The sequence below is a fragment of the Pseudomonas sp. JBR1 genome (assembly GCF_028198185.1).
Classification (GTDB): domain Bacteria; phylum Pseudomonadota; class Gammaproteobacteria; order Pseudomonadales; family Pseudomonadaceae; genus Chryseomonas; species Chryseomonas oryzihabitans_E.
The window spans coordinates 1,562,286-1,583,646 of sequence record NZ_CP116340.1 but is presented as its reverse complement, the minus strand read 5'-3'; the positions used below and the strand labels follow the sequence as shown (position 1 = coordinate 1,583,646).

The 21,361-nt window shown below is 67.3% G+C and carries 19 protein-coding genes; 15 read left to right on the top strand and 4 right to left on the bottom strand.

What is annotated here, in order from left to right:
* Positions 1-3: 3 nt before the first annotated feature.
* Complete coding sequence (locus PJ259_RS07315; RefSeq protein WP_271655303.1) at positions 4-2,772, bottom strand: response regulator; 2,769 nt, start codon at positions 2,770-2,772, stop codon at positions 4-6.
* Between the two features lie 212 nt (positions 2,773-2,984).
* Between PJ259_RS07315 and PJ259_RS07310 the strand changes: the two genes are divergently transcribed.
* From PJ259_RS07310 to mazG, 5 genes are all read left to right on the top strand, one after another.
* A complete protein-coding gene (locus tag PJ259_RS07310) occupies positions 2,985-3,875 on the top strand; it encodes an alpha/beta hydrolase (protein WP_174523141.1) in 891 nt (296 codons plus the stop codon).
* A gap of 81 nt (positions 3,876-3,956) precedes the next feature.
* Positions 3,957-4,856, top strand: coding sequence for a cysteine synthase CysM (cysM, locus tag PJ259_RS07305; protein WP_059315395.1), 900 nt, complete (start codon positions 3,957-3,959; stop codon positions 4,854-4,856).
* The gene (gene rlmD / locus PJ259_RS07300; protein WP_271655302.1) at positions 4,843-6,207 is read left to right on the top strand and encodes a 23S rRNA (uracil(1939)-C(5))-methyltransferase RlmD; all 1,365 of its coding nucleotides are present in this window, start codon (positions 4,843-4,845) and stop codon (positions 6,205-6,207) included. The genes cysM and rlmD overlap by 14 nt, the downstream gene beginning before the upstream one ends.
* Positions 6,208-6,270: 63 nt before the next feature.
* Entirely contained in the window at positions 6,271-8,511 is a 2,241-nt protein-coding gene (relA, locus tag PJ259_RS07295; RefSeq protein ID WP_059315393.1) for a GTP diphosphokinase, read from the top strand.
* A 68-nt stretch (positions 8,512-8,579) separates the two neighbouring features.
* Positions 8,580-9,425 carry a nucleoside triphosphate pyrophosphohydrolase gene (gene mazG, locus PJ259_RS07290; RefSeq protein ID WP_271655301.1) on the top strand — a complete coding sequence of 282 codons (846 nt, stop codon included), beginning with the start codon at positions 8,580-8,582 and terminating at the stop codon, positions 9,423-9,425.
* Between the two features lie 114 nt (positions 9,426-9,539).
* Here the strand turns inward: mazG and PJ259_RS07285 are convergent, their stop codons facing one another.
* Both PJ259_RS07285 and fliK read right to left on the bottom strand, forming a co-directional pair.
* Positions 9,540-9,854, bottom strand: coding sequence for an EscU/YscU/HrcU family type III secretion system export apparatus switch protein (locus tag PJ259_RS07285; RefSeq protein WP_059315391.1), 315 nt, complete (start codon positions 9,852-9,854; stop codon positions 9,540-9,542).
* The gene (gene fliK / locus PJ259_RS07280) at positions 9,851-11,425 is read right to left on the bottom strand and encodes a flagellar hook-length control protein FliK (protein ID WP_271655300.1); all 1,575 of its coding nucleotides are present in this window, start codon (positions 11,423-11,425) and stop codon (positions 9,851-9,853) included. Before fliK ends, PJ259_RS07285 begins: the two co-directional genes overlap by 4 nt.
* A gap of 107 nt (positions 11,426-11,532) precedes the next feature.
* Between fliK and ccmA the strand changes: the two genes are divergently transcribed.
* The 10 genes from ccmA to PJ259_RS07230 are packed head-to-tail and all read left to right on the top strand — an operon-like array spanning position 11,533 to position 19,235.
* Positions 11,533-12,138 (top strand): cytochrome c biogenesis heme-transporting ATPase CcmA, encoded by a 606-nt coding sequence (gene ccmA, locus PJ259_RS07275; protein ID WP_271655299.1) that lies wholly within the window; start codon positions 11,533-11,535, stop codon positions 12,136-12,138.
* The gene (ccmB, locus tag PJ259_RS07270; protein ID WP_059315388.1) at positions 12,135-12,806 is read left to right on the top strand and encodes a heme exporter protein CcmB; all 672 of its coding nucleotides are present in this window, start codon (positions 12,135-12,137) and stop codon (positions 12,804-12,806) included. Before ccmA ends, ccmB begins: the two co-directional genes overlap by 4 nt.
* Positions 12,807-12,816: 10 nt before the next feature.
* Positions 12,817-13,563, top strand: coding sequence for a heme ABC transporter permease (locus PJ259_RS07265; RefSeq protein WP_271655298.1), 747 nt, complete (start codon positions 12,817-12,819; stop codon positions 13,561-13,563).
* Positions 13,560-13,736, top strand: a complete 177-nt coding sequence (gene ccmD, locus PJ259_RS07260; protein WP_271655297.1) for a heme exporter protein CcmD — start codon at positions 13,560-13,562, stop codon at positions 13,734-13,736. The genes PJ259_RS07265 and ccmD overlap by 4 nt, the downstream gene beginning before the upstream one ends.
* Positions 13,733-14,188 carry a cytochrome c maturation protein CcmE gene (ccmE, locus tag PJ259_RS07255; protein ID WP_059315386.1) on the top strand — a complete coding sequence of 152 codons (456 nt, stop codon included), beginning with the start codon at positions 13,733-13,735 and terminating at the stop codon, positions 14,186-14,188. The genes ccmD and ccmE overlap by 4 nt, the downstream gene beginning before the upstream one ends.
* Complete coding sequence (locus PJ259_RS07250) at positions 14,185-16,143, top strand: heme lyase CcmF/NrfE family subunit (RefSeq protein WP_271655296.1); 1,959 nt, start codon at positions 14,185-14,187, stop codon at positions 16,141-16,143. Before ccmE ends, PJ259_RS07250 begins: the two co-directional genes overlap by 4 nt.
* Positions 16,143-16,676, top strand: a complete 534-nt coding sequence (locus PJ259_RS07245; RefSeq protein WP_271655845.1) for a DsbE family thiol:disulfide interchange protein — start codon at positions 16,143-16,145, stop codon at positions 16,674-16,676. The genes PJ259_RS07250 and PJ259_RS07245 overlap by 1 nt, the downstream gene beginning before the upstream one ends.
* Entirely contained in the window at positions 16,673-17,119 is a 447-nt protein-coding gene (locus PJ259_RS07240) for a cytochrome c-type biogenesis protein (protein WP_271655295.1), read from the top strand. Before PJ259_RS07245 ends, PJ259_RS07240 begins: the two co-directional genes overlap by 4 nt.
* Positions 17,119-18,303, top strand: coding sequence for a c-type cytochrome biogenesis protein CcmI (ccmI, locus tag PJ259_RS07235; RefSeq protein WP_271655294.1), 1,185 nt, complete (start codon positions 17,119-17,121; stop codon positions 18,301-18,303). The genes PJ259_RS07240 and ccmI overlap by 1 nt, the downstream gene beginning before the upstream one ends.
* Positions 18,304-18,338: 35 nt before the next feature.
* The gene (locus PJ259_RS07230) at positions 18,339-19,235 is read left to right on the top strand and encodes a hypothetical protein (protein ID WP_271655293.1); all 897 of its coding nucleotides are present in this window, start codon (positions 18,339-18,341) and stop codon (positions 19,233-19,235) included.
* Here PJ259_RS07230 and PJ259_RS07225 read toward each other — a convergent pair.
* Entirely contained in the window at positions 19,161-21,266 is a 2,106-nt protein-coding gene (locus PJ259_RS07225) for an NAD(P)/FAD-dependent oxidoreductase (protein WP_271655292.1), read from the bottom strand. The genes PJ259_RS07230 and PJ259_RS07225 overlap by 75 nt on opposite strands.
* Positions 21,267-21,361: the final 95 nt, after the last annotated feature.

The window sequence follows — 21,361 nt, the reverse complement described above, 5'->3', positions numbered from 1 at the left end:
CCACTAGAGCGGGCTCTTGGCCTGGGCGGAGAGATTGACGATGGCGGCGTCCAGCTCTTCCAGCGCCGGGCTGGAGGTCGGAGCACCCTGCTTGAGCAAGGTTTCGCTGTGCTGGCAGGCGGCCCGCAGCTGGGGTACGCCGCAATAGCGGGTAGCGCCATGCAGGCGGTGGACGCGCTCGATGAGCGCAATGCGATCACCGTCCTCGCGGGCCTGGCGGATGGCCTGGCGATCCGCCGCCAGGGAGGCGAGCAGCATGCTCAGCAGGTCCTTGGCCAGGTCGGGCTTGTTGGCGGCGAGGCGCAGGCCTTCGTCCGCGTCCATCACCGGTAGGGTGGAAATGTCCTGGCCGCCGCTGTTGAGGCTGGTGACCTCGGGTGCCGAGCTGTGCAGCAGGCGCAAGCCCGTCCACTTGAGAATGACCTGGGCCAGTTGCCGATCGCTGATGGGCTTGGTCAGGTAGTCGTCCATGCCGCTCTGCAGCAGGGCGCGTTTCTCGTTGGCCATGGCGTGGGCGGTAAGCGCGACGATAGGCACCGGGGTGCCGCCCTCGCTGGCTTCCCAGTCGCGAATGGCCTCGGTGGCCTGGCGACCGTCCATGCCAGGCATCTGCACATCCATGAATACCAGGTCGAAGCGCTCCTGCTGGACTGCCTCCACCGCGGCATAGCCACTGTCCACCGCGGTGACCTGGGCACCAAGATCGGTCAGCAGGGTTTCTACCAGCAGCAGGTTGGCTGGATTGTCATCCACGCAGAGCAGGCGGGGCGGACGGTCGGTGATGCCCATCCCGCCGCTTTCGTTGCGCTGTGGGCGCTGGTTGAGCAGTTCGGCCACGGCCTGCTCCAGCTTGCGGCTGCAGGCCGGCTTGGCGTGCAGCTGGCAGTGGACGTCCGGCAGGGAGGCGTGGAACACCGCCTGGTCGGTGGTCGGGCAATAGACCAGGGTGTTGCAGTCCTGGCGACCCAGCTCCCAGATGCGCTCGGTGAGCAGATCCGGGGGAATGGTACGCGCGCTGACGCCAAGCACCGCCAGGCTGACCGGCAGCTTGCCGGACGCCGGATGGGCGACGGCGTCACTCAGCTGTTCAAGGGTCTCGAAGACTTCGACGCTCAGGCCGCACTCCTCGAGCTGGTGCTGCAGCGCCTGGCGGGTGAGGGGGTGCGGTTCCACCAGGCCAACGCGACGGCCGGCCAGGGCGATGCGCTTGTGGTTTTCGACGCTGCCATGGGCCTTGGGTAGGGTAAGGGTGATCCAGAATTCCGAGCCTTCGCCGGGAATGCTTTCCAGGCCGATCTCGCCGCCCATCTGCTCGATCAGGCGCTTGGAGATGACCAGGCCCAGCCCGGTGCCGCCCGCCTGGCGGGTCAGGGAGTTGTCGGCCTGGGAAAAGGCCTGGAACAGCATCTGCCGGTCTTCGTCGGTCAGCCCGACCCCGGTGTCCTGCACGCTGATGCGCAGCTGGGCATGGTCGTCGGTTTCTTCCTCGACCATGGCCCGTACGGCGATGGTGCCGGAGTGGGTGAACTTGATGGCGTTGCTCACCAGGTTGGTGAGCACCTGGCGCAGGCGCTGCGGATCGCCGACCAGGTGGGTCGGGGTGTCGCGATACACCAGGCAGACCAGTTCGAGGTGCTTTTCGTGGGCCGAGGGCGCGAGGATGGTCAGGGTGTCCTGGATCATGTCGCGCAGATTGAACGGCAGGTTTTCCAGCACGAGCTTGCCGGCCTCGATCTTCGAGAAGTCGAGGATCTCGTTGATGATGCCCAGCAGGCTTTCCGCGGAGTTCTGGATGGTGCTCAGGTAGTCCTGCTGGCGGGGAGTCAGCTCGCTTTTCTGCATCAGGTTGGTGAAGCCGATGATGCCGTTGAGCGGGGTGCGGATCTCATGGCTCATGTTGGCCAGGAATTCCGACTTGATGCGACTGGCCTCCAGGGCGGCCTTGCGTGCCAGGTCCAGTTCGATGTTCTGGATTTCGATGGTTTCCAGATTCTGGCGTACGTCTTCGGTGGCCTGATCGATGTTGTTCTGCATCTCGAACTGGGCGTTTTCCATGGCTTCGGCCATGCGATTGATACCGGTCGCCAGTTCGTCGAATTCGGGGCTGCCGAGCTGGGTGGGCAAGCGCGTTTCCAGGCGGCCTTCCTGCAGCTGGCTGACGCCCTGGGCGATCACCTGCAGCGGACGATTGATCCGCCGGCCCATGCGCACCGCGATGAAGGCGGTGAAGGCCAGGCCCAGCAGGATCAGCAGCAGGCCGGCGACCAGATTGCGATAACCGCGCAGCAGGGTGGCGTGGTGGGAGAGTTCGAGCTGGATCCAGCCCAGGGTCTGGGGCGAGGCCGGACTGCCGTCGCTGCGGGTCAGGCGCAGATCGTGGGTCTGCACCGGCAGATTGAAGTGGGTGATGTCGAGGCCGGATCTCATGCTGATGGTCTGGAAGTCGCGCCCGGTCAGCTCCACGGTCATGGAGGGGCCGGCATGGGCGAGGACGTTGCCATCGGCATCGAGGAAGCTGATCGCCCGGACGTCGGCCTGATCGAGGGCCCGTTGGGCGATGCGATTGAGCTGCTCGTTGTCACCGGTGCGCATGGCCGGCGCGATGAGAGGCGCCATCTGCTGGGCGACCAGCTGGCCGTGCTCGATGAGTTGGCTGCGCATGTCCGACAGCTGGACCCAGCTGAAGTAGACCCCGAGCAGGGCCGCCATGCAGCAGGTCGGGAGGACGCTCAACAGCAGAATGCGTCCCTTGAGTCCCAATTCGTCCAGCACTACGCGTCCCCCGAGGAAATTGGCGAGTCTAACCTCTTTACCAAATGTAAAGAGAGTCTTTGCGAAAGGGGTCGCACCCCCTCGCGACGTTGATCCGCGAAAATGCGCGAAGGCTGCCACGGTCCCTGGCCGGGGTGGACAACCATTGGCGCCATCGGCGGTCTGGTAGGGATTGCCGGTCGTTCCGGTACGGTTATGTTCGAGGAGATCCTTTGAAGAAGAGTTGCAGTCTGATGCTGGCGGGCGCCCTGTTGCTGGGGGCCGGCTGGATGGCACCGACCCAGGCCCAGGAAACGAAGCAGGCCACCCTGGTGGAGCGGGGGTCGATGTACTACAGCTTCGAGACGCACCTGCTCGAGTCGGCGGACGGCAAGCGGCGCTATCGGGTCTATATCGGCATCCCCAAGCAACCGGCACCCATGATGGGCTATCCCGCGCTGTTCCTGCTCGACGGCGAGACGGCTCTGGCGCAGCTCCAGGATGTCTGGCTGTCGCCGCATAAATTGAAGAGTCCCCCGGTTCTGGTCGCCATTGGCTATGCCGACGCGGCGGATGCCATGCAGGAGCGCACCTACGACTACACCCCGGCGGTCAATGGTGGGCGCAATCGTGACGATGCACGCAAGGAGTGGCCAACCGGCGGCTCGCGGGCCTTTCTCGATCTGATCGAACAGCGCATCAAGCCGTTGCTGACCCAGAGCGTGCCGTTCGATCCCAATCGCCAGACCCTCTGGGGGCATGGCTATGGTGGCCTGTTCGTGCTCGATACGCTCTTCAGGCAACCCCAGGCCTTCCAGCGTTATGTCGCGAGCGACGTGGCCTATGGCTGGCAGCAGGGCTACATCCTCAAGCGGGCCCAGGAGTTCCAGGGGGTGGGTGGTGCCCGTCCCGTGCAACTCTCGCTGTTTTCCGGCACCGAGGACATGACCCGCAAGGTCGCGCCCGAGGCCGCCAAGCGACTGGCCGAACGGCTGGCGGGGCTGCCCGGGCTGGAAGTGACGCCCCAGCTGAGGCCCAACTTGGGGCCGGAAGCCATCCTGTCGCTGAGCCTGCCGGCCGCCCTGGAGCTGGCCAGCGACGGTGCCGCTGCACCGCGACCCTAGCCCTGCGTCGGGTGGGTAGGGTCGACGCGGGTTTGGGGGTATCATGGAAGGCTTTCACCCCCTGGCGGAACGAGCTGATTCATGAGTCTGCACTATCCCACCATCGCCGATTGCATCGGTAACACGCCGCTGGTGCGCCTGCAGCGCCTGGCCGGCGACACCCGCAGTACCGTGCTGCTCAAGCTGGAAGGCAACAACCCTGCCGGCTCGGTCAAGGATCGCCCGGCGCTGTCGATGATCCGGCAGGCCGAGTCCCGCGGCGATATCCAGCCCGGGGATACCCTCATCGAGGCGACCTCTGGCAACACCGGGATCGCCCTGGCCATGGCCGCCGCCATCATGGGCTATCGCATGATCCTGATCATGCCCGACAACTCCAGTGCCGAACGCAAGGCGGCCATGACCGCCTATGGCGCCGAGCTGATCCTGGTCAGCAAGGAAGACGGCATGGAAGGCGCGCGGGATCTGGCTACCCGCATGCAGGCCGAAGGCCGCGGCAAGGTGCTCGACCAGTTCGGTAATGGCGACAACCCCGTCGCCCACTACCTGGGTACCGGTCCGGAGATCTGGCGCCAGACCCATGGCAGCATCACCCATTTCGTCAGCTCCATGGGCACCACCGGGACCATCATGGGCACCTCGCGCTACCTCAAAGAGCAGAATCCCAAGGTGCAGATCGTCGGTCTGCAGCCGGAGGAGGGTGCGGCCATTCCCGGCATCCGCCGCTGGCCGGAGGCCTATCTGCCCAAGATCTACGAATCCAGCCGCGTGGATCGCATCATCGACATGGGCCAGCAGGAAGCCGAAGACACCATGCGCCGACTGGCGCGGGAAGAAGGCATCTTCTGCGGCGTGTCTTCCGGCGGTTCGGTGGCGGGCGCCCTGCGTATCGCCCGGGAAGTGGACAATGCGGTGATCGTCGCGATCATCTGTGACCGAGGCGATCGCTACCTGTCGACCGGCGTCTATGACCCGCGCTAAGCGAGGCGGTGGCGGCCTGCGTTTCCAGCCGGCCGGCGGAGCGCGTTCGGTCGCGGTACCCACCGGCAAGCGCCAGGTGCTGGGCATCGATCGTCTGTCCAATGATGGCCGTGGCATCGGTCACGAAGGCGGGCGGACCTGGTTCGTCGCCGGTGCCCTGCCGGGCGAGCGCGTCGAGGCACGGGTGCTCGGTGCCCGCAGCCAGGTGGTGGAGGCCCGTACCCTGAAGGTGCTGGACGCCAGCCCGTTGCGGCGCACCCCGCCCTGCACCGTGGCCGATCGTTGCGGCGGTTGCACTTTGCAGCACCTGCCCCACGCCGATCAGCTGACCCTCAAGCAGCAGGCGCTGGCAGAGCAGTTCCAGCGCCTGGCGGGTGTCCAGCCGCTGGTCTGGGCCCCGCCCCTGGTCGGTCCCGAATTCGGCTATCGCCGGCGCGCCCGGGTCGCGGTGCGCTGGGATGAGCGGCAGAATCGGCTGGAAGTGGGGTTTCGCGCCGAAGCCAGTCAGGACATCGTCACGCCCGACGACTGCCTGGTGCTGGTGCCCGAGCTGCAGGTCCTCTTACGGGCGCTGCCGGGCGTGCTGGGGAGCCTGGAACGGCCCCAGGCCATCGGCCATGTGGAACTTTTCCAGGGCACGGCGACGGCGCTGCTGGTGCGCCATACCCAGGCGCTGCTGCCGGGCGATCAGGTTCGTCTGCGCGAGTTCTGCGCCGCTGCGCAGGTACAGCTCTGGTGGCAGGGCAAGGGTGAGCCCGAGCCGGACCAGGTCGATGCCGTTCTGGGTTACCAGCTGGCGCCGTGGGCGTTGACCCTTGCCTATCGGCCAGGGGATTTCGTCCAGGTCAATGCGCCCATCAACGAGGCCATGGTGGCCCAGGCCCTGGACTGGCTGGCGCCAACGGCTGACGACCGGGTGCTCGACCTGTTCTCCGGCCTGGGCAACTTCGCCTTGCCGCTGGCGCGACAGGCGGCTGCGGTCACCGGCATCGAAGGTGTCGCGGCGATGACATCCCGGGCAATACAAAATGCACGTGACAACGGCATCGGCAACGCGCACTTTCTACAGGTGGACCTGTCGAACCCGCTACCCGCCGATCTGGGTACCCATTCGCTGGCCCTGCTCGATCCACCGCGCGACGGTGCGCTGGAGGTGGTCCGGCAGCTCAGGGGCCTGGGCATAGGGCGGCTGGTCTATGTGTCCTGCAATCCGTCCACCCTGGCACGGGATGCGGGAGAGCTGGTGCGACAGGGCTATCGCATGACACGAGCGGGCATTCTCGACATGTTTCCGCAGACCGCCCATGTGGAAGCCATGGTGTTGTTCGAAGCGGGCGGGATGCCCGGGTAACGACGGCTCGCCAACCGATGCGAGCCAATCCGGCGAGAACGCTGCGCCGTGAGGAAGGGGTAGATGGTACAGGTCAGAGCGCATCAGCCAGTCAATGTCGATGGCAGCATCAACCTTCACGCCTGGCTGGATCATATCCAGAGCGTGGATCCAAATCTCGATCGCGAGGCCTTGCTGGATGCCTGCGGCTTCGCCCGCACGGCGGAAGAGAACTCCGGGCAGGTCGAGCATACCTGGGCGGAGGGCACGTCCAGTTTCCGTACCGGCCTGGAGATGGCCGAGATCCTCGCCGACCTCAAGCTGGATCAGGACAGCCTGATCGCCGCCGTCGTCTATCGGGCGGTGCGCGAGGGCAAGGCGACTCTGGAGTCCGCGGCCGAGCATTTCGGGCCGGTGGTGGCCAAGCTGATCGAAGGCGTGCTGCGCATGGCGGCGATCAGCGAGAGTCTCAATCCGCGCAAGTCCATGGTGCTGGGTAGCCAGACCCAGGTCGACAACCTGCGGCGCATGCTGGTGGCCATGGTCGACGACGTTCGCGTCGCCCTGATCAAGCTGGCCGAACGCACCTGCGCCATCCGCGCGGTCAAGAACGCCACCGAAGAACGCCGCAACCGGGTGGCCCGTGAGGTCGCCGACATCTATGCGCCGCTGGCCCATCGCCTGGGCATCGGCCATATCAAGTGGGAGCTGGAGGACCTATCCTTCCGCTACCTGGAGCCGCAGCAGTACAAGCAGATCGCCACCTTGCTGCACGAGCGGCGGCTGGATCGTGAACAGTACATCGCCGACGTCATGCGGCAGTTGCGCGACGAACTCACTGCCACCGGGATCAAGTCCGACCTCAGTGGCCGGGCCAAGCACATCTATTCCATCTGGCGGAAGATGCAGCGCAAGGGCCTGGAGTTCAGCCAGATCTATGACGTGCGCGCGGTGCGCGTGCTGGTGCCCGAGGTGCGTGACTGCTATACCGCGCTGGGCATCGTGCACACCCTCTGGCGGCACATTCCCCGCGAGTTCGACGACTATATCGCCAACCCCAAGGAGAACGGCTACCGTTCCCTGCATACGGCGGTGATCGGCCCGGAAGGCAAGGTGCTGGAGGTGCAGATCCGCACCCACGCCATGCACGAGGAGGCCGAGCTGGGGGTTTGCGCGCATTGGCGCTACAAGGGCACCGACGTCAAATCGGCCTCCAACCACTACGAAGAGAAGATCTCCTGGCTGCGCCAGGTGCTGGAGTGGCACGAGGAGCTGGGCGACATCGGCGGTCTGGCCGATCAGCTGCGCGTCGACATCGAGCCGGACCGGGTCTATGTCTTCACGCCCGATGGCCACGCCATCGATCTGCCCAAGGGCGCGACCCCGCTGGACTTCGCCTATCGGGTACACACCGAGATCGGTCACAACTGCCGCGGCGCCAAGATCAATGGCCGCATCGTGCCGCTGAACTACCAGCTGCAGACCGGCGAGCAGGTGGAGATCATCACCGGCAAGCAGGGCTCGCCCAGTCGTGACTGGCTCAACCCCAACCTCGGCTACGTCAACACCTCGCGGGCGCGGGCCAAGATCGTCCACTGGTTCAAGTTCCAGGCGCGGGATCAGAACGTCGCCGCCGGCAAGGCCATGGTCGAGCGCGAGCTGTCGCGCCTGGCACTGCCGCCGGTGGACTTCAACACCCTCGCCGAAAAGGTCAACTACAAGGGCGCCGAGGACATGCTCGCGGCCCTGGGTGCCGGGGATCTGCGCCTGGCCCACGTGATGCATGCGGCCCAGCAGCTGGTGGAGCCGGACAAGGGCGTCGATACCCTCGATCTGCTTCCACGCAAGCCCACCAACAAGCCGGGCAAGCGCGGTGACGTGCAGATCCAGGGCGTCGGCAACCTGCTCACGCAGATCGCCGGGTGCTGCCAGCCGGTACCGGGTGATGCCATCGTCGGCTACATCACCCTGGGGCGCGGCGTGACCATCCACCGGCAGGACTGCGCCAATGCCCTGCAGCTGGCCAGTCGCGAACCGGAGCGGACCATTCAGGTGAGCTGGGGACCGGTGCCGGTGCAGACCTATCCGGTCGACATCCTCATCAAGGCCTTCGACCGCTCCGGCCTCTTGCGTGACGTTTCGCAGATCCTGCTCAACGAGCGGATCAACGTGCTGGCGGTGAACACCCGCTCCAATCGCGAGGAGAACACCGCCAACATGCTGCTGACCATCGAGATCCCTGGCCTGGACGCCCTGGGGCGCTTGCTGGGGCGCATCTCGCAGCTGCCCAACATCATCGAAGCCCGTCGTAATCGCGCCGCCTGAGCGGTGTGGTGACGACCCCACGAGGCGCCTCTGGCGCCTCGTTCTTTTTCCAGTGACAGGATTTACCCATGTACCAGCTCGACGACCTGCTGCACATCATGGCCCGGCTGCGCGATCCCCAGCACGGCTGCCCCTGGGATCTGCGGCAGGACTACGCCAGCATCGTGCCGCATACCCTGGAAGAGGCCTATGAGGTCGCCGATGCCATTGCCAAGCAGGACTTCCCCCAGGTGCGCGACGAGCTGGGCGACTTGCTGTTCCAGGTCGTCTACTACAGCCAGCTGGGCCGCGAGGACGGCCATTTCGACTTTGCCCAGGTGGTGGACGGCATTACCCGCAAGCTGGTGCGCCGTCATCCTCATGTCTTTCCCGATGGCGACCTGCACGGCCCCCTGGACCTGCCGCGCCTCGACGAGGCCACCATCAAGCGGCGCTGGGAGGAGATCAAGGCCGAGGAGCGCGCGGAAAAGGCCATGGCGCCCGAGCAGCTGTCGCTGCTGGACGACGTGCCAGCTGCGTTGCCGGCCCTGAGCCGCGCGGCCAAGCTGCAGAAGCGCGCCGCCAACGTGGGCTTCGACTGGGCCGATGCGACCCCGGTGGTGGCCAAGATCCAGGAGGAGCTGGACGAGGTGCGCGACGCCATGGCCAACGGCCAGGCCGCCCAGGTGGCGGAGGAGGTGGGCGATCTGCTGTTCGTGATGGTCAACCTGGCGCGCCACCTGCACGTCGATGCCGAAGACGCCCTGCGCCAGGCCAATGCCAAGTTCGAACGACGCTTTCGCTATATAGAAGAGGCGCTGAAAGCCCAGGGACGCACGCCGCAGGAAGCCAGCCTGGAGGAGATGGACGCGTTCTGGGACGCCGCCAAGGTGGAAGAGAAGGGCGTCGTCGGGCATTCGTTGCAGGGCCGCTGAAATCGGGCGTAGGTTGGTGCTGAGCATAGCGAAGCCCAACGCTGCCGAGAGCTGGACGGGTTTCGACGTGTCGTCCAAGCCCGGCTGTTGGGCTTCGCTGCGCTCAACCTCAACCTACGGCATCCGCTCCCAGCCGTACGACAGGTCCGGTTGGTCGGCCAGGTGCGCTGGGCACTTGCCCTTGAGGTGCCAGGCGAAGGCGATGATTTCCGCCAGGGTGCGATAGAGCGCCTCGGGAATTTCCGAGCCCAATTCCAGGCGTGCCAGGATGCGCACCAGGTCGGCGTTCTCGTAGATGGGCACCTCGTGCTCGCGGGCCGTGGCCAGGATGAGCTCGGCCAGTTCGGCATCACCCTTCGCGGAGAGGATCGGAGCGCTGCTGCCGTCATAGGACAGGGCGATGGCCTGGCGGGGGGAGGGCGTGCTCATGCGGTGTCGTCGATCCAGCGTTGTTCGAGGGAGGTACGCGGATTGCGTGCGGGGCGGCCCTGGCGGCTGCTGAGGTCGCCGACCACGAAGCCGGCGGCCAGCAGACGGTCGCGCAGGTGGGGCAATTCGGTATCGATCAGGGTCGCGGTGGCACCTTTTTCCGCCCAGAATTCGCTCGATAGCCGGCCGCTGGCGAGTTGGGCCCTGACCTGCAGCGGGCCGAGCGGCGCTAGGTCGAAGGCCAGCTCCACCTTCCACAGGCTGTCGCGGGCCTCGCCGCGGCTATCCGGCGGAGGCCGTTCTTCCTGGAAGCGGACCTGCACCGCGCCAAGGCGCTCGCCGTCGCGCCAGGGGATCTCGGTCTGCCAGGTGGACAGGTAGTAGCCATCCGGCAGTACCTGGGTCTGGGCCAGGCTGGCCAACTGATGGGTCTGCAGCCGGGCGATGACACCCGTGGCCAGTTGCAGCAATTCGTCGAGTTCGGCATTGGCGGCGCTGAGGCCCCGGCCATCGCGCTCGCCCAGCGGAAAGTCCAGGGCGGTGGGTTGGCGATTGGCGGTGGCGGCGTCGCCCAGGGCCCGACGCAGGGCATCGGGCAGATTCTGCTGGGCGGTCTGAACCGCGACCTGGGGATTGCGCAGCGCATCGCCCGGTACGCTGGCCAGCAGGCGATCCACCAGGCGCAAGAGATTGGCCTTGAAATCTTCCTGGAGGTCGGGACCGCTGCGATCCAGCAACTGCTGCTCCAGTTGCAGTCCGCTGCGGGCCAGGGCGCGGGTCCAGCCCTGGGCCGTGGTGAGGGCCTCGGTGTGTTCCAGGTTGGCCAGCAGCGACTTGAGGGCCGCGCCGACCGAGGGCGGCAGGTCTGCCTCGGGGACGTCCTCCAGCCATTGCAGCAGGGCGTTCATCGACAGCTGCCGCTGTCCCTGGCCCTGCAGTTGCCGATCGATGTCGAGCTGGTCGAGGCGCTGCGCCATGGGCAGCACCGTGACCTCCTGGCTGTCCTTGATCACCACGGTCAGCAGGCTGCCCACCGGCACCGGACGAGCTGATTCCAGCTTGAGCTGGCGGCCTTCGAGGTTGGAGCTCAGCGCCTTGGCGATCACCTCGTAGGTAGGCGCCGTTCCCGGCTGCTGTTGCAGCAGGTTGCTCAGCACCCGTAGTTGCAGCGTGGTGCCTACCGGCAACTGACGCAGATCCAGTTGCTGCAAGGGCGGCGGCGGCGCGTCGCCCTCCAGGCTTTGCAGCAGCACCGCCAGCTGGGTGGACCCCAGGGTGCTCACCAGCAGCTGGCTGCCCACCGGCAAATTGTTGGTCGGGCTCTGGGTGGTGAGCAGGACGCTGCCACCCTGGGCGAGCTGCAATTGCAGCAGGAACTGGAAATTCTGGCCGGCCGGCCGCGTGGCGAGCACCTCGGCAGTGGCCGTGCTGCCGGGCGGAATCAGGTCGTCGAGGGACTGCAGGGCCTGCAGGATCTGCGCGCCGGCATCCGACGCCTGCGCCGCCGCGGCCCGGACGGGCAGGGCGGGCGTGACGCCGACGCTGGGTGGGATCGCGGAGATGGAGTTCATCGGGCAGGTCCGGAAGAGTCGCCTGTGTATAATGGCGCGCCTTCAAAGGCGTGTGCCGGGTTAACGGCCATTGCCCGACCGACTTTAGTGCCGTGAGATCTCCTGTCTTGAATCAGCCCCTGCTCGACGCCGTCGCGCTCCGTTGCGAACGGGGCGGCCGCCTGCTGTTCGACGATCTGAGCCTGAGCGTGCAGGCGGGTGAGCTGCTGCAGATCGGGGGCGTCAATGGCAGCGGCAAGACCAGCCTGCTGCGCATCCTGGCGGGGCTGCTGCCGGCCGATGGCGGTGACGTGCGCCGGCCACCGGCGGCCGAGCTGCTCTGGCTGGGGCATGCGCCCGGTGTCAGCGAGGCCCTGACGGCGGCGGAAAATCTCCAGGTCCTGGCGAATCTGTGGCGACCGGCCACGACCGAGGTCTGCGTCACCGCCTTGGCGGCGGTCGGTCTGGCCGAGTGGGCGGACGAACCCTGCGCACAGCTGTCGGCCGGCCAGCGGCGCCGCGTCGCCCTGGCACGTCTGTATCTGCCCCATCCCCCGCGGCTCTGGCTGCTGGACGAACCCTTCACGGCCCTGGATGCCGGCACCTGCCAGCATCTGGAGCAGCGCCTGCACGAGCATTGCGCCACCGGCGGCGCCGTGGCGCTGACCAGCCATCGCGAGCTGGATGACCTGCCTGTCGGTCATCGTCGTCTGCAACTGGACGGTGGCCGGTGAGCGGCGCCTGCCGGGCCATCCTGCGCCGCGAATGGCGTCTGGCCTGTCGCCGTCCGGCGCTGTGGCTTACGCCGCTGGCGTTCCACGCCCTGGTGGTGACCCTGTTTCCCCTGGCCCTGGGTCCGGACAGCCGGCAACTCGCCGTGTTGGCACCCGGGCTCTTGTGGATCGCGCTGCTGCTGGCCCTGTTGTTGGGCCAGGAGGCCCTGTTTCGCAGCGAGTGGCAGGACGGTTCCCTCGAGCACTGGCTACTGGCGCCCCAGCCCCTGGCGCTGCTGGTGCTGCTCAAACTGCTGGTGCACTGGTGCTTCGCCGGCCTGGCGCTGGTGGCCCTGACTCCGCTGCTGGCGCTGATGCTGGGGCTGCCGGCCGCAGCCCTGCCAGCGACCCTGGCGGCCTTGACCCTCGGCAGCCTGGCGCTGACCCTGATCGGTGCCATCGGCGCGGCGCTTACTGTGGGCCTGGCGCGCGGTGGCCTGCTGCTGGCGCTGCTCAACCTGCCGTTGCAGATCCCGGTGCTCATTCTTGGCGCCAGCACCCTGGATGCTGCTCGGCTTGGCCTGCCGGTGACAGGGCTACTGCTCTGGCTGGGTTGCCTGACCCTGCTGGCCCTGACCCTGGCGCCCCTGGCGGTGGCCGCCAGCCTGCGCATCGGCGCCGCCCAATGACGAGGACGACATGAACTGGACCTGGCTGCATCGCCTGGGCTCGCCGGCGATCTTCTACCGGCTGGCCGGCCGCCTGCAGGGACCCTGCCTGGCACTGGCCGGCCTGCTGCTGGCGGTCGGGCTGGTCTGGGGGCTGTTCCTGGCGCCGCCGGACTACCAGCAGGGCGACAGCTTTCGCATCATCTATGTGCACGTGCCGGCCGCCTTCCTGGCGCAGTCCTGCTATCTGCTGCTCGCCATCGCCGGCGCCGTCGGCCTGATCTGGCGGCTCAAGCTGGCGGATGTGGCCCTGCGCGCAGCCGCGCCCCTGGGCGCCTGGATGACGGTGATCGCCCTGGCCACGGGGTCGCTGTGGGGCATCCCCACCTGGGGCACCTGGTGGATCTGGGATGCCCGCCTCACCTCGATGCTGGTGTTGCTGTTCCTCTACCTGGGCGTCATCGCCCTCGGGCAGGCCATCGGCCAGCGTGAAAGCGCTGCCCGGGCCTGCGCCATCCTGGCGCTGGTGGGGTCGGTGAATCTGCCGATCATCAAGTACTCGGTGGAATGGTGGAGCACCCTGCACCAGCCGGCGACCTTCAGCCTGGTGGAGCGCCCGCCGATGCCGCCAGCCATGTGGCTGCCGCTGCTGGTGATGGTGCTGGGTTTCTATCTGTTCTTCGCTGGCGTGCTGTTGCAGCGGATGCGTCTGGAGCTGCTGCGGCGCGAGTGGCGCAGTCGGTGGGTGCAGGCGGAGCTGGGCGAGGCGCAGGCATGACCGGGGTGGACTGGACTCAAGCCCTGAGCATGGGACGCCACGGCCTCTATGTCTGGCCCGCGTTTGGCCTGACCCTGGCGATCCTCGGCGGTCTGCTGTTGCAGGGTTGGCTGGCGCGTCGACGTCTGGAACGGGAATTGCGCCAGCGCTGGCGCCGGGAGCGGCGTCCATGAATCCGATCCGGCGCCGACGGCTGTTGTGGATCCTGTTGCTGCTGCTTGGCGTAGGCGGCGCGGCGGCGCTGGCCCTCAGCGCGCTGCAGCAGAACATCAACCTCTTCTATACCCCCAGCCAGATCGCCCAGGGCGAGGCACCGCGGGATACCCGTATCCGCGCCGGTGGCATGGTGGAAAAGGGCAGCCTGGTGCGCGCCGCGGATTCGCTGGCGGTGAGCTTCGTCATCACCGACTTCCAGCGTGAGGTGCGGGTGAGCTATGCCGGCATCCTGCCGGACCTGTTCCGAGAAGGGCAGGGCGTGGTGGCCCTGGGTCGGCTGGATGACCAGGGGCAGTTGGTCGCCGACCAGATTCTCGCCAAGCACGACGAGAAGTACATGCCACCGGAGGTCAGCCAGGCGCTGCGCCAGGCCGGGCGGCCGCTGGACGGCGCGAGGCCGGCGCCATGATTCCTGAACTGGGGCAACTCTGCCTGCTGCTGGCACTCGTCATGGCCCTGGTGCAGGGCACCTTGCCGCTGCTGGGCGCCTGGCGCGGTCAGGTCGACTGGATGCGGCTGGCACGTCCGGCCGCCTTCGGCCAGTGCCTGTTTTTGGTGCTGGCCTTCGCTGCCCTGACCTGGGCCTTCCTGCAGGACGACTTCTCGGTGGCCTATGTGGCCGCCAATTCCAACAGTCGCCTGCCCTGGTACTACAAGATCAGTGCCACCTGGGGTGCCCACGAGGGGTCCCTGCTGCTCTGGGCGTTGACGCTTTCGGCCTGGAGCCTGGCGGTGGCGGTCCGTTCGCGGCAACTGCCCGAGGCGCTGCTGGCGCGGGTGCTGGGGATTCTCGGATTGGTAGCCACGGGCTTTCTGGCCTTCACGGTCGCCACCTCCAATCCCTTCGCCCGACTGCTGCCGCAGTTCCCGCGCGAGGGCAACGACCTCAATCCGCTGCTGCAGGACCCCGGTCTCATCCTGCATCCGCCCATGCTCTACATGGGCTATGTCGGCTTTTCGGTGGCCTTCGCCTTCGCCCTCGCGGCCCTGCTGGAAGGACGGCTGGACGCCGCCTGGGCGCGCTGGGCACGGCCCTGGACCCTGCTGGCCTGGGCTTTTCTCGGTTGCGGCATCGTACTGGGCTCCTGGTGGGCCTACTACGAACTGGGCTGGGGGGGCTGGTGGTTCTGGGATCCGGTGGAGAACGCCTCCTTCATGCCCTGGCTGGTAGGGACGGCCCTGCTGCACTCCCTGGCAGTGACCGAGAAACGCGGCCTGTTCAAGGGCTGGACGGTGCTCCTGGCGATCGCCGCCTTTTCCCTCAGCCTGCTGGGGACCTTCCTGGTGCGCTCGGGAGTGCTGACCTCGGTCCACGCCTTCGCCAGCGATCCCACCCGCGGCGTCTTCATCCTGGCCTTCCTGCTGTTGGTGGTTGGCGGCTCCCTGACGCTGTTCGCCTGGCGAGCGCCTGCGCTCACGGGTACGGCATCCTTCAGCCTGGCCTCGCGCGAGGCGCTGCTGCTGGTCAACAACCTGATCCTGGTAACCGCCGCCGCCACGGTCCTGCTGGGTACCCTCTATCCGTTGATCATCGACAGCCTCACCGGGGCCAAGCTGTCGGTCGGCCCGCCCTATTTCGACCTGCTGTTCGTGCCGCTGATGGCGCTGCTGATGCTGGCCCTGGGCGTCGGGGTGCTGGTGCGCTGGAAAAACAGTCCGGGTCGCTGGCTGGCCCGCTTGCTGGCGCCCCTCCTGCTGGCCTGCGCCGCCCTGGCCGGCCTTGCGGCCTTCTGGCTGGACCAGCCCAAGGCGGCGATCCTCGCCGTGCTGGCGCTGGCCGCCTGGATCGTCCTCACCGCGCTGCGCGATCTGCTGGGCAAGGTCGCGGCCCTGGGTTGGCGGCGCGGCCTGCGCGGCCAGCCACGCAGCTACTGGGGCATGCAGCTGGCGCATCTGGGCCTGGCGGTGCTGGCCCTGGGCGTGGTGCTGGCCAGCCAGCTGGATATGCAGCGCGATCTGCGCCTGGCGCCGGGTGAGCACGTCGAGCTTGGCGGCTATCGCTTCGGCTTCGCGGGCACCCAGCACTACGAGGGGCCGAACTTCACCGCCGAACGCGCCTTGTTGCAGGTCGAGCGTGACGGCCGGGTCGTCGCCTTGCTGACGCCGGAAAAACGCCGCTACCTGGCCAGCGGCGCGGTCATGACCGAAGCCGCCATCGACGCCGGCCTGACCCGCGATCTCTATGTGGCGCTCGGTGAGTCACTGGGGGAGGGCGCCTGGGCCGTGCGCCTGCAGATCAAGCCCTTCGTCAGGCTGATCTGGCTGGGTGGCCTGCTCACCGCCCTGGGTGGCCTGGTGGCGCTGACCGATCCTCGCTATCGCCGCCGCCGGCCAGGCGCCTCCTTGCCCATGGAGTCCCCATGATGCGTCGTCGCCTATTGCTCTGTCTGCCACTGCTGGCCTTTCTGGTCCTGGCCGGTTTTCTCTTTCGCGGGCTCCATCGCGATCCCCAAGCCTTGCCCTCGGCGCTGGTGGGGCAGCCGTTTCCCGCCTTTTCGCTGCCAGGCGTGAAGGATGACCAACTGTTCAGCCGCCAGGACCTGCTCGGCCGCCCGGCGCTGGTCAATGTCTGGGGCACCTGGTGCGTGGCCTGCCGCGAAGAGCACCTCGTGCTGAATCAGCTCAAGGTCCAGGGCGTGGTGATCCACGGCATCAACTACAAGGACGACAACGCCAGCGCCCGCCGCTGGCTGGCGGAATTCCACGATCCCTATCAGCTCGATCTCCGCGACGACGCCGGTCGCCTGGGGCTCGACCTGGGCGTCTATGGCGCGCCGGAAACCTTCCTGATCGATGCCCAGGGCGTGGTGCGCTATCGCCATGTCGGCGTGGTCGATCAGCGGGTCTGGGCTGAAGAGCTCGGCCCGCGCTATCACGCCCTGGTGGCGGCGCCATGAGGTGGCTGGCGCTGGTCCTGCTGGTCTGGTCGGCCCTGGCCGGTGCCGCCATCGATCCCTATGGCTTTCACGACGAGGCCGAGCGTGATCGCTTCCAGGCCCTCACCCGCGAGTTGCGCTGTCCCAAGTGCCAGAACCAGGACCTGGCCGACTCCAATGCGCCCATCGCCGGCGATCTGCGTCACGAGATCCAGCGGCTGATGGCGGCCGGGCAGAGCGACGACGAGATCATCACCCACCTGGAACAGCGCTACGGTGAATTCATCCGTTATCGGCCGCCTTTTGAAGGCCGCACCCTGCTGCTCTGGCTGCTGCCTGGCCTGGGCCTGCTGGGTGGAGCCGGACTGCTCATCGCCCTGACGCGGCGGCGCCGTCCGGCGCCAGGGCTGAGCGAGGCGGAGCGGCAACGGCTGGCGGCGCTCCAGGCGGAGGAGGAGTCCTGATGCTGACGTTCTGGGGCTCAGCCGGACTGCTGCTGATCCTGGCGGCCCTGATCCTGCTGGTTCCGCTGCTGCGCGGGGGACGGGCAGCCGTCGATCAGCGCGCGGTCCTCAACCGCACCCTCTATCAGGAGCGCCTGACCGAGCTACGGGCGCGTGCCGAGCGGGGCGAGCTGGATGCCGAGGCACTGGCGCTGGCTGAAGCGGAGGCAGGTCGGAGCCTGCTCGCCGACAGCCCGGCCCGGGCGGCATCCCCCCTGCTACGTGGCCGGCGTCTGGGTGTTGGCGCTGCCCTGGCGGTGCCGGCCTTGGCCCTGGGCCTCTACCTGCTGCTCGGCGCCTGGCCGGCGCTACAGCTGAGTCAGCAGCTTGCCGCGCCACCGCGCTCTCCCCAGGCGCTGCTGGCCAACCTGGAAGCGGCCACCCGCCTGCAACCCCAGGCGGCCGACAACTGGTACCTGCTTGCCCGCGCCTATGCCGGCCTGGGCCGCTACCAGGACGCGGTGGCGGCCTTCGAGCAGGTCCTGCCGCGCGATGGCCGGCGACCTGAGGTGTTGGGGCAACTGGCTCAGGCACGTTTCTTCGCCGCCGGCCGCACCCTGGATGCGCAGACCCAGGCGCTGGCCGATGAGGCCCTGGCGGCGGATGCCGGCGAGCCCACCACCCTGGGGCTGCTGGGCATGGCCGCATACGAGCGTGGCGACTATGCCGGCGCGGCCAACTACTGGCAGAGGCTGGTCGCCGTTCTACCGCCCGCGGATCCTCTGCGTCGCACCCTTGCCGACGGGGTCGCCCGGGCAGAAAAGGCGGCCCGAGCCGCTGGCCAGGCGCTTGCGCGGCCTGGACTGGAGGTGGAGGTCAGTCTGTCGCCCGCCGTGGCGCAACGGGTAAGGCCCGAGGACAGCGTCTTCGTGCTGGCGCTGGCGGTGGACGAGCCGGGACCGCCGCTGGCGGTACGGCGCCTGCGGGCTGCCGATCTGCCACAGCGGGTGCATCTGGACGATGGCGACGCCATGTTGCCCAGCCGGCGCCTGTCCGCTCATCGTCAGGTGCGGCCCGTGGTGGTCATCGCTCGCGGCGGCGATCCGCTCAAGGGTGACTGGCGCCATGAGGGAGGCCCGTTGGACCTCTCTTCTAGTACGTTCAGCCTATTGCGCGTGGAGCCTGGTGATAGCATTGCGCCATGATGGTGCGTAATTTCGACAGCGGAGGCAGGGAAGTCATGTACAGCTACGAAGAGGCGGTTGCCGCGACTACCGAGCTCTGTCGCCAGATCGAGAATTGCCCCACGCGGCGGCGAGCGGTCCGTGAAGCCTTCTATCAGCGCTTCGGCGATACCGATAACGATGGCCTGAGCTACGGTGATTCGGAGCTGGCCTTTCTCGATTGGGAACTCCAGGCCGGTGTCCTGGAGCCGATGACCGGCAGCCCCTGGTGGCGCAACGTCAATCTGCACTTCATCTATCTGGCCGAGCTGGCCGGGTGCCTGGCGCACCATGGCCTGCCGGATGACCAGGCGCCGTATCCAACCCGCTGCTGGCTGACCTTCATCGCCGATCCTAGCCCGCGGCACTGGTACCGGGCGCACAACGCTTCCATCCTTGCCGGTTTTGCCCGCTATCAGCAGGATGCCCGCGCGGAAAACGCCGTAGGCCAGCTGTTTCTCAACATCACCCTGTATCGGCTGATGTTCGCCCAGGCGCTGGTCGAGGAGGCGACGCTGTTCGCCGAGCTGGGCGCGCTGCTGGCCGATCCGCGCGGCTTCTCGGTCAAGCTGCTGGTCAGCCTGGCCGATTTCTATCCGCCGCACTATCCGCTCACCGAGGCGGATCGCGAGGTGATCGAGGGGCATGGCCTGGGCATCGGCGAGTTGGGCGTGCGGCTCATGGACGGCTGGATCCGCATGGAGCTGCCTCGGCTCTATGCCGAGGCCGCCGAATGGAACCAGGCTCCCGAACTGCTGGCGTACCTGAATGGCGACGAGCCGGCCTATCCGCCCGCCGCGGACCGTTGCGCCGAGCGCGCCGCGGCCGAAACGGTGGCGCTACTGGAAGGCGTCCTCGCCGGGCAGGACCTCGGTGTGGCCGAGCAGGGCGCGAGCGGTCTGCAGGCCGGATAGGGTCGCCGATTCCACGCAGCCCATGTTGAAGCCGTTGCGGATCCAATCCCCGGTCAGATAGAGGTTGCGGCAGACCGTGCCGTCGGTAGGCAGCCGATAGCGACTGCTGCCGGCAACGCTTTGTACATAGCGCTCACTGGGGTCGACGTTGGCGCGCCAGTACTGATAGTCGAAGCGTGCCGGTCCCTGGACATCGTCGGGCGCCAGCAGACAGTCCCAGCGGTAGCCCGCCGTGGTCACGGCCTCCGGCCAGTAGGCACCCAGCTTGGCGTTCATGAGGTCGATGAAATCTGCTCTTACCTGGGCGGCCTGTTTTTGTGGATAGTCGTCTCGCTTGCCGATAGGCGGAGCGGGCGGAGCCTCGAGTACGCCGCAGAAATAGCTGATGTCCGCCGGCGGCGTGCCGTGCGACCAGTCTTCACGCTCCACCAGATAGCTGACGTCGGCCCAGGAATCCATCGCCTGGGCGGCGAAGCCCAACAGCTCCGGCGCCTGGCCGCCCTGGGGCGAACCGGTCCAGCCCAGTTGCCAGGCATCACGGTTCTGCCAGAGCTGCACGGCCTGGGTGGCAACGGTCGCCACTGCCTGGGTCATCCGGGCGAAGGCCGGGTCCAGGGCACATAGGCTGGGGGAGAGAGCGGCGAGGCCAGCCACGGAAATGCCCAGCACCACCTCGTCGAAGTCCTGCTCGACCTGCAACTCCAGCTGCTCGACGCCCTGCCAGCCACTCCAGCTGGATTCCAGGTTGATCTGGCCGTCTTGCAGGTCCTTGGCGACCTGGTCGTCGATCTGCTCGTATAGCGGCGCCGAAGGCCAGCAGGGCAGGCCCTTGACGTCCACCAGCGGCTGGTAGACGTCACCCTTGAGGGGCACCTGGCGCTGAATCTGCAGGCGGGTCACCCTTGGGCCCTGGCCATCGTCGGCGGCTTCGATGCCGGTGACCTGGTGGAAGAAGCGGAACTCCACCCCGCGGCGGGCCAGCACCTCGTAGTAGGGCGCAAAGACCACGTCGCCCATGCCGGCCTGCATGCGCCAGATAAAGGAGCCCTTGGCGGTGGTCAGGGCCAGCAGGGCGGCGCGCAGCACGGTGCCGGCCTCGACATCGGGTTGGCCGAGATCGCCGTCGCGATAGGCGAAGATGCCGCCGTGCAACGACTTGAGCACCGCACCGTCCAGGGTCGCGGTGCTGGCGCCATGGCGTTCGAGCCAGGCCAGGAAAGTTTCCGCGTTGAGCGCCTCGAAGCCCTTGGAGTAGACCTCGTCGGCGAGCATGCCGATGAGCACCGTGAGACCGAAGTCCATCAGCAGCCACAGCCGGTGGGCGCTGAGGCGGGTCTGGCTGCGCTCGTGCAGCACCTTGCCCAGCAGGCTGCGTGCTTCGCGCAGCAGCCACAGCAGTAGCGGATGATCGACGCCATCGGGCAGTGCCGTGCGGGCCCGCTGCAGGTGTCGCTCCGCCTCATCCAGCGCCAGCTCCTGCAACTCCTCGCGACAATGGGCGCGCAACCGGGCGAACAGGCCGGCCGGCTCGGCAGTGACCGGGGTGTCGTCCACCTCGCCCAGGCGCAAGAGCCACTCCAGCAGATCGCCGAGAGCGGCCATGAAGGGTTTGGGATTCCAGCCTTCGCCGGGCTTGCCGGGCAACGCCAGGGTATCGATGGGCCAGGTGGTCCAGTGGCCCTGGAATTCGTCGGCGAAGGCGGTATGGGAGTGGGGGAAGAAGGCCTCGTCGAGCGTGGCCAGGGGCGCTCCCGCCGGTCGAGCCAGTTCTTCGTAGCACTGCCTCAGGTTATGGAAGGCGTTGTAGTAGAAGCCGAACCAGACATGGATGCCGTGCTCCTCGATCCGCTGGTGATCGGCGGCGTTGCGTCCGCTGGCCCCCTTGCCCCCCAGGCGCCAGCCCTGTTGATACAGGGTGATCTGGTAACGCTCACGCCAGTTGGGCTCACTAGTAAGACGAAAGGCGGCGGTTACGGCGGACACTCCTCCACCCAGAATGGCGATCTTGCGGACAGAGGGTAACGCTTCCATGCCTATTGCTCCGGAGTGTGCAAATTGTTGCGTGAGTGGACGAATGCCAAGTGATGGCTAAGGTAATATCACTTTATCGAAAGGTTCCCTTGAAG

Excerpts from the sequence above, each read along its gene's own strand:
- cysM (WP_059315395.1), top strand. The coding sequence starts at position 3,957 with ATGAGTCTGCACTATCCCACCATCGCCGATTGCATCGGTAACACGCCG.
- ccmE (WP_059315386.1), top strand. The coding sequence starts at position 13,733 with ATGAATCCGATCCGGCGCCGACGGCTGTTGTGGATCCTGTTGCTGCTG.
- fliK (WP_271655300.1), bottom strand. The coding sequence starts at position 11,425 with ATGAACTCCATCTCCGCGATCCCACCCAGCGTCGGCGTCACGCCCGCC.
- relA (WP_059315393.1), top strand. The coding sequence starts at position 6,271 with ATGGTACAGGTCAGAGCGCATCAGCCAGTCAATGTCGATGGCAGCATC.
- ccmD (WP_271655297.1), top strand. The coding sequence starts at position 13,560 with ATGACCGGGGTGGACTGGACTCAAGCCCTGAGCATGGGACGCCACGGC.
- PJ259_RS07265 (WP_271655298.1), top strand. The coding sequence starts at position 12,817 with ATGAACTGGACCTGGCTGCATCGCCTGGGCTCGCCGGCGATCTTCTAC.
- PJ259_RS07225 (WP_271655292.1), bottom strand. The coding sequence starts at position 21,266 with ATGGAAGCGTTACCCTCTGTCCGCAAGATCGCCATTCTGGGTGGAGGA.
- ccmI (WP_271655294.1), top strand. The coding sequence starts at position 17,119 with ATGCTGACGTTCTGGGGCTCAGCCGGACTGCTGCTGATCCTGGCGGCC.
- PJ259_RS07245 (WP_271655845.1), top strand. The coding sequence starts at position 16,143 with ATGCGTCGTCGCCTATTGCTCTGTCTGCCACTGCTGGCCTTTCTGGTC.
- rlmD (WP_271655302.1), top strand. The coding sequence starts at position 4,843 with ATGACCCGCGCTAAGCGAGGCGGTGGCGGCCTGCGTTTCCAGCCGGCC.
- PJ259_RS07240 (WP_271655295.1), top strand. The coding sequence starts at position 16,673 with ATGAGGTGGCTGGCGCTGGTCCTGCTGGTCTGGTCGGCCCTGGCCGGT.
- PJ259_RS07250 (WP_271655296.1), top strand. The coding sequence starts at position 14,185 with ATGATTCCTGAACTGGGGCAACTCTGCCTGCTGCTGGCACTCGTCATG.
- PJ259_RS07285 (WP_059315391.1), bottom strand. The coding sequence starts at position 9,854 with ATGAGCACGCCCTCCCCCCGCCAGGCCATCGCCCTGTCCTATGACGGC.
- mazG (WP_271655301.1), top strand. The coding sequence starts at position 8,580 with ATGTACCAGCTCGACGACCTGCTGCACATCATGGCCCGGCTGCGCGAT.
- PJ259_RS07230 (WP_271655293.1), top strand. The coding sequence starts at position 18,339 with ATGTACAGCTACGAAGAGGCGGTTGCCGCGACTACCGAGCTCTGTCGC.